Origin of the sequence: Pseudomonas sp. PSPC2-3 (assembly GCF_049898265.1) — a bacterium.
GTDB classification, from domain to species: domain Bacteria; phylum Pseudomonadota; class Gammaproteobacteria; order Pseudomonadales; family Pseudomonadaceae; genus Aquipseudomonas; species Aquipseudomonas veronii.
In genome coordinates this window covers 33,383-42,370 of record NZ_JAFCXJ010000015.1, presented here as the reverse complement: position 1 = coordinate 42,370, position 8,988 = coordinate 33,383, and the positions used below count along the sequence as shown (strand labels likewise).

General features: G+C 57.8%; 18 protein-coding genes. 1 reads left to right on the top strand and 17 read right to left on the bottom strand.

Annotated elements, in window-relative coordinates; genetic code table 11:
* Both ACP7E3_RS29450 and ACP7E3_RS29445 read right to left on the bottom strand, forming a co-directional pair.
* Positions 1-219 carry a hypothetical protein gene (locus ACP7E3_RS29450; protein WP_426125256.1) on the bottom strand — a complete coding sequence of 73 codons (219 nt, stop codon included), beginning with the start codon at positions 217-219 and terminating at the stop codon, positions 1-3.
* Between the two features lie 46 nt (positions 220-265).
* The gene (locus tag ACP7E3_RS29445) at positions 266-667 is read right to left on the bottom strand and encodes a hypothetical protein (RefSeq protein WP_426125254.1); all 402 of its coding nucleotides are present in this window, start codon (positions 665-667) and stop codon (positions 266-268) included.
* 132 nt (positions 668-799) lie between these two features.
* Here ACP7E3_RS29445 and ACP7E3_RS29440 point away from each other — a divergent pair, with 132 nt between their 5' ends.
* On the top strand, positions 800-1,042 hold the full coding sequence (locus tag ACP7E3_RS29440; RefSeq protein ID WP_426125252.1) for a hypothetical protein: 243 nt from the start codon (positions 800-802) through the stop codon (positions 1,040-1,042).
* A gap of 35 nt (positions 1,043-1,077) precedes the next feature.
* On the opposite strand, the gene ACP7E3_RS29435 is transcribed toward ACP7E3_RS29440, so the two are convergent.
* The 15 genes from ACP7E3_RS29435 to ACP7E3_RS29365 form a co-directional block, all read right to left on the bottom strand.
* Positions 1,078-1,869: a DNA-methyltransferase gene (locus tag ACP7E3_RS29435; protein ID WP_426125250.1), complete on the bottom strand. Its 792-nt coding sequence runs from the start codon at positions 1,867-1,869 to the stop codon at positions 1,078-1,080.
* 49 nt (positions 1,870-1,918) lie between these two features.
* The gene (locus tag ACP7E3_RS29430) at positions 1,919-2,341 is read right to left on the bottom strand and encodes a hypothetical protein (RefSeq protein ID WP_426125249.1); all 423 of its coding nucleotides are present in this window, start codon (positions 2,339-2,341) and stop codon (positions 1,919-1,921) included.
* A 46-nt stretch (positions 2,342-2,387) separates the two neighbouring features.
* Complete coding sequence (locus ACP7E3_RS29425) at positions 2,388-2,831, bottom strand: hypothetical protein (RefSeq protein ID WP_426125247.1); 444 nt, start codon at positions 2,829-2,831, stop codon at positions 2,388-2,390.
* Positions 2,828-3,541 (bottom strand): HNH endonuclease, encoded by a 714-nt coding sequence (locus ACP7E3_RS29420; RefSeq protein ID WP_426125290.1) that lies wholly within the window; start codon positions 3,539-3,541, stop codon positions 2,828-2,830. The genes ACP7E3_RS29425 and ACP7E3_RS29420 overlap by 4 nt, the downstream gene beginning before the upstream one ends.
* Positions 3,531-4,238 (bottom strand): 3'-5' exonuclease, encoded by a 708-nt coding sequence (locus ACP7E3_RS29415; RefSeq protein ID WP_426125245.1) that lies wholly within the window; start codon positions 4,236-4,238, stop codon positions 3,531-3,533. The genes ACP7E3_RS29420 and ACP7E3_RS29415 overlap by 11 nt, the downstream gene beginning before the upstream one ends.
* Positions 4,235-5,101 (bottom strand): ATP-binding protein, encoded by an 867-nt coding sequence (locus tag ACP7E3_RS29410; protein WP_426125243.1) that lies wholly within the window; start codon positions 5,099-5,101, stop codon positions 4,235-4,237. The genes ACP7E3_RS29415 and ACP7E3_RS29410 overlap by 4 nt, the downstream gene beginning before the upstream one ends.
* A 10-nt stretch (positions 5,102-5,111) precedes the next feature.
* The gene (locus ACP7E3_RS29405) at positions 5,112-5,252 is read right to left on the bottom strand and encodes a hypothetical protein (protein ID WP_426125241.1); all 141 of its coding nucleotides are present in this window, start codon (positions 5,250-5,252) and stop codon (positions 5,112-5,114) included.
* Complete coding sequence (locus ACP7E3_RS29400; protein ID WP_426125239.1) at positions 5,249-5,743, bottom strand: hypothetical protein; 495 nt, start codon at positions 5,741-5,743, stop codon at positions 5,249-5,251. Before ACP7E3_RS29400 ends, ACP7E3_RS29405 begins: the two co-directional genes overlap by 4 nt.
* A 51-nt stretch (positions 5,744-5,794) precedes the next feature.
* A complete protein-coding gene (locus tag ACP7E3_RS29395) occupies positions 5,795-6,022 on the bottom strand; it encodes a hypothetical protein (protein WP_426125237.1) in 228 nt (75 codons plus the stop codon).
* On the bottom strand, positions 6,019-6,273 hold the full coding sequence (locus tag ACP7E3_RS29390) for a hypothetical protein (RefSeq protein WP_426125235.1): 255 nt from the start codon (positions 6,271-6,273) through the stop codon (positions 6,019-6,021). The genes ACP7E3_RS29395 and ACP7E3_RS29390 overlap by 4 nt, the downstream gene beginning before the upstream one ends.
* 18 nt (positions 6,274-6,291) lie before the next feature.
* Entirely contained in the window at positions 6,292-6,477 is a 186-nt protein-coding gene (locus ACP7E3_RS29385; RefSeq protein WP_426125233.1) for a hypothetical protein, read from the bottom strand.
* A 21-nt stretch (positions 6,478-6,498) separates the two neighbouring features.
* Complete coding sequence (locus ACP7E3_RS29380; RefSeq protein WP_426125232.1) at positions 6,499-6,804, bottom strand: hypothetical protein; 306 nt, start codon at positions 6,802-6,804, stop codon at positions 6,499-6,501.
* Positions 6,805-6,844: 40 nt separating this feature from the next.
* On the bottom strand, positions 6,845-7,378 hold the full coding sequence (locus tag ACP7E3_RS29375) for an HNH endonuclease (RefSeq protein ID WP_426125230.1): 534 nt from the start codon (positions 7,376-7,378) through the stop codon (positions 6,845-6,847).
* A 453-nt stretch (positions 7,379-7,831) separates the two neighbouring features.
* Complete coding sequence (locus ACP7E3_RS29370; protein ID WP_426125228.1) at positions 7,832-8,056, bottom strand: hypothetical protein; 225 nt, start codon at positions 8,054-8,056, stop codon at positions 7,832-7,834.
* Between the two features lie 354 nt (positions 8,057-8,410).
* The gene (locus ACP7E3_RS29365) at positions 8,411-8,938 is read right to left on the bottom strand and encodes an HNH endonuclease signature motif containing protein (RefSeq protein ID WP_426125226.1); all 528 of its coding nucleotides are present in this window, start codon (positions 8,936-8,938) and stop codon (positions 8,411-8,413) included.
* Positions 8,939-8,988 lie beyond the last annotated feature (50 nt).

Genomic DNA, 8,988 nt, shown 5'->3' with positions numbered 1-8,988 from the left:
TTACCTCCCGCCCACTGTGGGGCGCGCTGTCTTGATGATGTGGATGACCAGGCCGAAGGTGATCAGCATCCAGGCGCAGGTGCCGGCGAATGCGTACAGGAGGTCAGATATCTCTCCGTCCATGACCAGTCCGGGGCCGATCCAGAAGATCCAGCAACTGGTGCCGGCCAGGTACAGCAAAGCGCCCAGCAGGATCAGGGTGAGTTTCATAGCGAACATGTGGTGTCCTTGCCGCGCTGGGCGGCAGAAGGTTGGTGAGGTGGGGTTACGCTGACCGGAGCCCGTTCTCTTTCTGGCGCTCTACGTCGATCTGCTCGTAGAGGGCATCGACTCTTTTGCTTTTCCTGTCGATGGCCTGTGAGCGTTTGATGTGGTCTGACATGGCCTTGTCGTAAGGCTCGATTTGCTTGAGAAGCCGAAATTTTTCTTCTGGGTCTTTCGAATCATTGAATCGGACCGCAAGCCGATCGCGCGCCTTGAAATCCACACCATCCAGCGCCCGGTTTTCCTTTTGCATCTCGTCGAGAACTTCGGCGGATTGCCGTTCCCAGCGCAGATATAGAACGTCGCTTCGCTTGGGGCGGAAGAAGTGCTGGTTCCTGATCCAGGCAACCAGTTCATCCTTTGTCATTTCATCGAGAACATCTTTAGTGGCCGAGCTTTTCATGCGTGCATGCCTCGCCCGCCGCTCACCGGCAGGCACATAGGGAAGTGGAGTAGTGGCCTTTTGCCTAGATGTCTGATTCGTTTAGATAGGTGTACAACAGGTATTCAATCCAATAAGTCGCCAGGAGGGCATGTGTCACATCAACTAGATATTCCGATTACTTACGCGTATCGGGGTCACACGATGTTTCTCAAGTTCGTCTGGCGGCGCCCTAACGACAAAGCACCGGTCGCTGCCAAGATCATCGAGCCGGCGCCCATTCATGGCCTGGGCGAAGTCGCTGCCGAACTGATGGGGCCTTGGCCCGACTACCCAGCCGCCATTGATGAGGCGATGGCCGCTGCTGAGCGCTGGATCGACAGCCAGCTACCCTGAGTCGGCTCACCGGCAGGCATGTAGGGGGATTGGGGTTAGGCTGTTGCGAACAGATTGATTTGCGGTACCGGTACGTCGCGCTCGGTAATTGCGTCGATGATTCGTTGATGGGCGATATCGAAGTAGCCGAGGCGGTTGCCGTCCTCGTCGAGGTCACGCTCGATGCCGATGAACTGCCTACCCAGCTTCATGCAGGCCACACCTGTGGTACCGCTGCCCATGGTGTTATCCAGCACCACCTGGCCGCGCTGCGTGTAGGTGCTGACTAGGAACGACATCCACGGCACTGGTTTCTGCGTCGGGTGAAAGCTGCCGGTCTGCTTGTCGCTGGAAAAGAACTGCACCGACCGCGGGTACCGCTCCGTCGAGTCGTATTCGGTGAGTGCTAATGCCTTGCCGTAGCACTCAGAGTTCACCGTCTTTCGCTTCGCGGTCTTGCGCTCATGCCCGGCTGACATCTGCGGGTTGTACACCGGCTGTTTGCGATAGAAGACCTGGGCGCTTTCATGTGCCCGCAGCGGCTGCTTCTTGGCGTTTAGGAAGCCGGTTGCGTTGCCTTTCTCCCAGATCCATTCGTACCTGTAGTGCTTCGGGTTGCTCGCCACCAGCATCGAGGCGAACGGCTGGGCCGCGCACAGCACGATGGCGGCCTCGGGCTTGGCAATGCGCAAGTACTCACGCCAGAGCGGCTCGAGCGGGATAATGGTGTCCCAGGCGCACTGGGTGGTGCCGTATGGCAGGTCGGCCAGCACCATGTCGACGCTGGCGTCTGGCAACTGCTTCATGACCTCCAGGCAGTCGCCGAGATAGAGCTGGTACTCGCTCATGGCCTCGGCCCCTTGTAGATGAAGACGTAGGCGAACCAGAGGGTGGCGATCATGGTGTCACCCGGTGCGCCCATTGGACGTAGGGGCCATCATCCGTGTCGAAAATCCCCATCAGGAACCACTCAGGCCCTGGCGATTCGGGATTCCAGGCGGTACAGGCGGCATCTTCATCTGGAAGGTCGTAGGTTTCGTCGCCAGAGTGCCAGCCTTTCAGCTCCAGCCCCTGTTCCTTAACCCAGGCAATGTAGGGCGTCGGGTCTTCGCCTTCGCCAAAGCTCGGGATGTTTGGGTGATACCACCAGCCATCCTTATCGCGCTGAACCTCCACGGGGCCGAAGCGATTGGGGCGGTGTATCGTGCAGGGCGTCACGTAGAGCACGTCTGAGTACTCGCCACCGCCGGAGCTGAAATCCATTTTGCAGCCGCACTTCGCAGGCGCACTGTTGATGAACGCAATCTTTTCTTCAGGCATGACTTCGTCCTTGCCGCTATAGCGGCTGACTTTGAAGGGGGAGGGGTTACAGCTGTTTTGTGTTCTGGGCGTGCGAACGTGCGGCAATCATTTCCCTTTCAGTTGCCTTGCGGCCTGACACCCACTGGCCATCGGGGTGCTTCTTGAAGGTCCAGCCGTAGTGGCTGTTCGCCCGGTCGATTATGACGGCGTACTCACCGCCAACCGTCTCGATCATGCCGTTGATGCGATCCGGCTCACCTGGCGCTGGATTGAGTGCGGCGTCGATGTGCTTCTTGAACTGGCTCCCTCCGGGTGCGTCGTTGATATCCCTCAACAACCCCTCCAGCACATCCGCCCGCTCATCCGCTGCGGTCAGGCGCTGTTGCAGGGCGTCACGCTCGGCGGTTACCCGGTCGTGATCGGCGCCGAGCACAACGTTGATTCTGCCAAGGGCCTGGCCCTCAACGAGCCCGGCATCGGTTACGTGATAGCGCTTTACGTCGCTCATACAGCCTCCCTCGTTACCAGATCATGGGCATTCACAACCGTCATGCCGGAGAACTGGGCGGCAGTCGGGAAGTCTTCAAGTTGTTCGTAAATCGGCATGCCAAGCTCGCGGGCGCGCCGGATCTCTCCAAGCGTTCCCTGGCTGCATCCCCAGCCATTGACCAGCACGACGGCGTCACATCGCTCCATCAGCGCCAGAGTGCCGTCCAGAAAGAATTGGTCCTGGTCTGGCAGGTCATCGTCGAAGTGCGCTGTATTGGTGTGCGGGCAGATTGGAAACCATCCCAGGCGGGCAGCGGCAACGGCGACTGCCCGTGCAGCGATGATGTTGTCGGCGATCTTTTCTCGACTGGCGGCCCGGTATGGACCAGCCACATACACGACGGGGATTTTGCTGCGCATGGTCACCGGGTTGCGGCCGTGGTTTCCGTGGTACTTGTGCTGCAACTCGAACGATCTACGCGCTGCTGCGGCCTCAAACAGCGAATCGAATCTTCCGAGGAAAATCTGCCTGTTGTTTTGATAGGCGTATGCCTTCCAGCTTGAACGCTCATCCCAGGAAACGCCGCGAACACCGGTCAGGTTCCCGCTATTGAGTTTTTGATTCCTGGCGTTTTCCAAGTAAGTGGCGGGCCTGAGGTTGCTCCACCGGTTGTCCGCACGATCGCCGTTTATGTGATCAACCAGGTCAGGAGGAAACTCACCGACCATAAACAGGAACGCGAGTCGATGTAGGTAGTAGGGCTTTTTGTCGATGACCACCTTCAAATAACCCTTCCGATCTTTGGTGTTCGCCGCAGTACCGGCGGCAGTCCGGCTGCGGCCAATAACCCAGGTGAACACGCCGGTGACCGGGTTGTAATGCAGCAGCTCTTTCAGCTTTTCCTGAGATATGGACATTACGAGTTCCTGCCGGGCCACGCTCGGCAGCGAGTTGATCGAGGATCTTTACCAGCAGCAGCCTGCAATTCTTCACGTCATCCAGAGCTGCGTGGGCGTTGCGGAGCAGGCCTGTCGCTTCGGCACGGTAGTGCAGGTAGATCATTGCGGACTGGGTGTGGCTGTCGGCGTCCGGCCAGAGTTTGGAACTCAGCGCCCGCGTGCAGATGCGCTTTACATCCGGCTCGCCAATGACGCGCCAGTCGTAATCCACGTTGTGACCGATCAAATACTCAACATCGATCGGCAGGTTGAAGTCGGTGTGCGGGTGAAAGCCAGCAAGCTCTTCGTCGAGGATGTGACTGGTTGCCAGAGCACTCAACTCGATTGGCTTGCCAGGCTTGTAGCGCTGGAGGAAGTCAGCTGTAACCGCGAGGCTGCTGATGCTTTCCAATTGGAGCCATGCTGCCTCGATTAGGTGTGGATCGTTGAGGCCAGTTGTTTCGCTGTCGAAGATGTATGCGGTCATGCCGATTGCCTTTGTGAGGAGAGTTCGTTTTTGCGTTTGTCTTTGGCTGACACGACCTGTTGAACCAGGTCGTCAAATCCGACGGCAATCGCCTTGGCCGCATTGAACGCGGATTGGAGGGAGGCCATGTCCTTAGCTGAAGCAATATCAGCCAAAGCATCCACCAGAAGCTCCTTGGCCCTTTCTTCTGGGTTCAGACCAGAGTTCAGCCAGGTCAGCAGGCGCACACCGGTATCTGCGCTGATCAGCTCAGGTTGGTCGAACAGCTTCGTTCGGTCCTTGCTGGCGGTGGCCGTGTGACCGTCGTGGGTTAGGTCCAGCACCACGGTGAATTCGTAGTCGGTGCCGTCGCGCTGCTCGGACTTCATGCCCAGCTTGAGGATTTTCTTACCCTCGCCCTGAACCGTCTCCGTCTTGCTGCGCATGGTGCAGATGATGTGCATTGAGCTGGTGAGGATCTTGTCCGTCAGCTTCCGGTGGCGCGGCGTGGTCTCGTTCCAGGCTGCCCAGGTGTTGCCACGGAATTTCTGGTGAGCAACGGCTTCGTTGATCTCAAGGCATCCACCGGAACCAGTCCACTCATGCGAGTAGCTGTCGATGACAAGGGTTTCGTACCCTGCCTGCTCGGCGGCGGCGATGACTTCGATATAGCGCTCTGGCGAGTACGGCGCGTGCAACTCCATCGCGTCGAAGTCGACCAGGTCAGCGTAAAGTGACGCGCTGCCGTGTTCGGTGTCTAGCACCGCGATACGCCCGCCAAGCCCCTGCGCTAGGAGAAGAGCGGAGTAGGTTTTGCCTGATCCAGACGGCCCAGCAAGTGCCAGCCGTAGCTTGGCCTGCTTGCGTTCGGCTTTCTTGAACATTTGAGTATCCTCAGCTTGGTTGGTTGTCCCACTGCCGCTGGATGCGGCGGGCGGCTTCTTCGTATTGTTTGCGCTCGTCACCGGTGAATCGCTCGGGCGAGAACGCGCCCTGAGTCATCCAGTCGAACTGGGCGGCCATTGCGGGGCTCATACAGCCCTCCGGTGACTCAATCCCATCAACTGGGCTGCCTGGGCCATGGTTTGTGGCTGGATAACGCCGAGGTTGCTGGCTACTCGCTTGAGAATCACCAAGTCATCCAGCGTCCGAGCCTTGTCGATGTGCCCGGCCAGCGTCACCAGCTTCGACTGGCTGTCCGTTAGCGCCATGCCGAGGTGCACAACGCTGAGTTGCCGCACGTCCCGACCAACCGCAGTGCTGACAGACTCGAAAACCTGCTCCAGCTTCTTTTTGGCGTAGGTCGACTCGATCTGTGCGCGCTTCTTGTCATCGACGGCAGCTGCAAGCCTGGCCTCCAGGTCCAATACCAACTCAGCCGACCCGCCAAGCCTTTCGATGCGCTCCCGTTCCGCCTGGCGGTGGGCAGCATCAAGTTCTTCGCGCTCGATCTTTGCGGTTGGCGCAGCGTGAGCGATGGTCCGCAGATCGGCAGCCGAGAGAGGTGATTTACTTTCTTGAGACATAGAGCCTCCATCACGGCAACAGAAGGCGCCGCGCTTGGTATTCGGAAGGTTTTAGGCGGCAGTAGCGTGAGAGGGCTTGTAGTCGGCGTAGATCTCGTCGATACGAGCCTGAAACTCTCGCTGCTCGGTATCACTGATAGCCCGCAGAAGGAAGGCCAGGGTAATCGCCGAGCGCGCTGCGGAGCTGGCGTTGGGTTTCCCTACATTTCTGCGAAGCTCAGCAAGTTCTGCATTGATCCACCCTACGGCTGTGTCGTGGTCACGCTGCTGTAGGCTCACCGGGAGCGCTCCGACTCCAGGCGCCGAGCGAGCGCACAGGCTTCGTTGTGGTTGCGGCGGAAGCCCATCACCTTGTCGGTCCGGGTATCCACCACATGGAAGAAGTCGCGGCCCGCAGGCTTGACCACCATTCGGAAGGCGACCACTGGCTCAGGCCGGCCGATCAACCGGTACAGTTCAATGGTGGCGAGACGGGAACGCTGATGCAGGCCGTCGACGATGTCGCGGCGCGATTGAATGTCAGGGTGCATGGTCGCCTCCAGGTGGCGTTATCGGTGGGTCCTATTGATTTCGGAAGCGCGCTGGCTGTCGCTCAACTGCTCCCAGCGGTCATGCTGGAAATTGTGATCGTCCAGCGACGCCTGATTACTGGTGCAACATGCCTCGCAGTAACCTTCGTGCAGCGTGTCTGTATGGTCGCCACACAGCGGGCAGTCGAACTGTTCATCGCTCATGGCGACCTCCAGTGTTTGGGGTTAGGCGGAACGGGCGGCTAGCATTGCGTCGGCGACCGTATATGCATCTCGGGCCAACATTTTTTCGTCGCTGGCAGGGTGATAGGGAGCCGCACACATCCCTTGCATCACCTTGGCTGCAAAGTAGTCGCGCAGGCTCATTCCAGACAGTTGCCGTTTTGCCTCGTCAACAGTTGCCGGGTTAAATATCTGATGGTCGTAATCCGCTACCGGGAATGCTGGCTGCCGACCGTCTTCCATTGCTGCTGCATATGCCATTTGCGAACCTTCAATCTGCCGGTCCATTTGACTTGCCATATAGTCCATGACTCTCTCCATTCGTTGGTTCACCCGGTTAGGCGATGGCTCAACGTCCGTGATTTGGGTGGAACCCATGGCGAAGCTCTGCCGATTTCCTTGCAGCCGCTGCGTCAATTAGGGTTTTGTGATAGCCGAGGTAGATGTGCTTCCTATCAACGACTATGTGGGCTTGGAATCTTTGGTCGCAGTGAACGAAAAATACCCCGAGAATCCCGCTGGTGTTGCGGTGCGAAAGCCTCATGTTCTTGTTGTTTTCGGCCGCTGTTACAGCGCGAAGGTTGGCGGCACGATTGTCCCGTCGATCGCCATTTATGTGGTCTATCTGCAAGCCATCCGGGATAGGCCCGTGATGCAACTCCCAAACGAGTCGGTTGGTGCGGAACTGATCGCCGCCCACCCGTATCACTTCGTAGCCGTCTCTGTTCGACGTGCCCGCCCGTTTTCCAGCGTACTTTCTGTTCCAGAGATCAAGCAGTTCGGGGTGGTTGACTTGATGTGCCTGCCTGAGCCTCCAGTACATAGCGCCGTCGGCAGGATCGTAACGGAGCAAAGAAACAACGTCGGTGCTGATTGTTTTCATCTGCGACTCCGATCTGGTAAGTCGGCGCGTAAAAAAGCCCAGTCGAAACCGGGCTTTTTGTTGCGTCACATAGACCTCCCTACGTCACGCTGGGGTGGCGGTCGAGCGCCTGGGTGTGAGTTCACATGGCGGCATCCTCCAGTTGGTCGTACAGGGGAAGTACGCCGTCCAATCAGGCGTGTGCAGCTGTACCTGCATTGGTAGTGTGATCTTGTGGTCAACCGTCAACTCGGGGTAATCCAAGGCTCATTCCACGAGATCCTTGGCGGGTGGAGTCAGCTACCACCCCGCTCGTTTGCGTTTTAGCTGATGAGCAGCGCTACCTGCTCTTGCCGCCATTAAGGCCGCGCCCACTGGGTTGAAGATCACACTCCGATGCAGCCTCTCCCTATACGAGTCTCCCCAAGGAAAGGATCGGGCCAATTTTCGTCTGGCTGACGTGCAAGGAGAGGGCTATACAAAGGTGTAAACTGAATTCAGGGTTTCAACGAAACCTTCTTTGATGCTGCCGGCAACAATCAAAGACGTGCGGCCTTCATTTCCGCGCTCGCCGTCTTCGAAAACAAAGACGCCACGTGCGACGAACTTGCCTTTGCATTGATCGCTATCGGGCCACAGGGCCTCTGCTGAAACAATTTCAGCGTCAGCCATTTTGTACTGAGGTTTTTTCTTGTCCATCGCTGCCGCTCCAATTGGTAAGGCTTCCAAATACCTCCAGGGGGTCTAGAGGCATTTGTGAAACCAGATGGCTACCTGAATCAGCAGGGAGCCATCTGCGCACGATCCAGCTACTGGCTACGGATCGTGGTAGGTCGTCATAGGTGATTGATGCAGGGGGCGGCGTTGCGCCGTGTGAACTCATCCGCATCGGATATAGCTCGAATCCCTCCGAGTGTTGCCCGTCTACGCCGCGGCAAAATCCGCTCAGGCTCGGGACAAGGTGGCCACCCTGCTATCACGCAGAAGGCCGAGCTATATCCGATGCGCTCTCATAGAAAGGATCGGGTAGTTAACGACAGGCTGTCGTGTTTGCTACAGGTGCCGGTATTGAGCCGATGTTCTTCCGTGGTTTTCGTGAAAACCGTGCTCTACCTCTGCGGCCTTTCGTGCTGCCGCTGCGGCTTCAATACTGCTGAACATGCCGAGGTAGATGTATTTGCCATCTACTCGGATCTGAGCGAGCCATTTCGAGTAGCGCTTATGCCAGCAAACGCCGGTGACGCCGCTCTTGTTGCCGCTTTGTTTGCGCTGGTTTCTGCCATTCTGTTTGTTTGAAACCATCCGCAGATTGCAGAACCGGTCATCCGACCTGATGCCGTTTATGTGATCGATCTGTCCTTCCGGCTGTTTGCCGGTCATATACAGCCAAGCCAGTCGATTTGCGCGGTGCTTGATAGCGTCGATACGAACCACCAGATAACCCTCAGCATCAAGGGCCCCAGCAGATGATCCATCACGCACGCCCTGGCGGCCTTTGTGTCGCATAGACCCTGTTTCCGAGTCGTAGACAATTGCCTGCTTAAGCCGCTCCAGCGTAAGGAGCGAAGTCATTGAGGTCATAAGTAGCCTCCGGTTGTTTTCCCGATGCCCACCGCTCTGGATGGGCATCA

What these genes read in the sequence shown, in the direction of transcription:
- ACP7E3_RS29435 (WP_426125250.1), bottom strand. Translation starts at nt 1,869, where the DNA reads ATGAGCGAGTACCAGCTCTATCTCGGCGACTGCCTGGAGGTCATGAAG.
- ACP7E3_RS29430 (WP_426125249.1), bottom strand. Translation starts at nt 2,341, where the DNA reads ATGCCTGAAGAAAAGATTGCGTTCATCAACAGTGCGCCTGCGAAGTGC.
- ACP7E3_RS29380 (WP_426125232.1), bottom strand. Translation starts at nt 6,804, where the DNA reads ATGGACTATATGGCAAGTCAAATGGACCGGCAGATTGAAGGTTCGCAA.
- ACP7E3_RS29425 (WP_426125247.1), bottom strand. Translation starts at nt 2,831, where the DNA reads ATGAGCGACGTAAAGCGCTATCACGTAACCGATGCCGGGCTCGTTGAG.
- ACP7E3_RS29415 (WP_426125245.1), bottom strand. Translation starts at nt 4,238, where the DNA reads ATGACCGCATACATCTTCGACAGCGAAACAACTGGCCTCAACGATCCA.
- ACP7E3_RS29390 (WP_426125235.1), bottom strand. Translation starts at nt 6,273, where the DNA reads ATGCACCCTGACATTCAATCGCGCCGCGACATCGTCGACGGCCTGCAT.
- ACP7E3_RS29400 (WP_426125239.1), bottom strand. Translation starts at nt 5,743, where the DNA reads ATGTCTCAAGAAAGTAAATCACCTCTCTCGGCTGCCGATCTGCGGACC.
- ACP7E3_RS29365 (WP_426125226.1), bottom strand. Translation starts at nt 8,938, where the DNA reads ATGACCTCAATGACTTCGCTCCTTACGCTGGAGCGGCTTAAGCAGGCA.
- ACP7E3_RS29405 (WP_426125241.1), bottom strand. Translation starts at nt 5,252, where the DNA reads ATGAGCCCCGCAATGGCCGCCCAGTTCGACTGGATGACTCAGGGCGCG.
- ACP7E3_RS29375 (WP_426125230.1), bottom strand. Translation starts at nt 7,378, where the DNA reads ATGAAAACAATCAGCACCGACGTTGTTTCTTTGCTCCGTTACGATCCT.
- ACP7E3_RS29410 (WP_426125243.1), bottom strand. Translation starts at nt 5,101, where the DNA reads ATGTTCAAGAAAGCCGAACGCAAGCAGGCCAAGCTACGGCTGGCACTT.
- ACP7E3_RS29420 (WP_426125290.1), bottom strand. Translation starts at nt 3,541, where the DNA reads ATGGTCGGTGAGTTTCCTCCTGACCTGGTTGATCACATAAACGGCGAT.
- ACP7E3_RS29450 (WP_426125256.1), bottom strand. Translation starts at nt 219, where the DNA reads ATGTTCGCTATGAAACTCACCCTGATCCTGCTGGGCGCTTTGCTGTAC.
- ACP7E3_RS29370 (WP_426125228.1), bottom strand. Translation starts at nt 8,056, where the DNA reads ATGGACAAGAAAAAACCTCAGTACAAAATGGCTGACGCTGAAATTGTT.
- ACP7E3_RS29445 (WP_426125254.1), bottom strand. Translation starts at nt 667, where the DNA reads ATGAAAAGCTCGGCCACTAAAGATGTTCTCGATGAAATGACAAAGGAT.
- ACP7E3_RS29385 (WP_426125233.1), bottom strand. Translation starts at nt 6,477, where the DNA reads ATGAGCGATGAACAGTTCGACTGCCCGCTGTGTGGCGACCATACAGAC.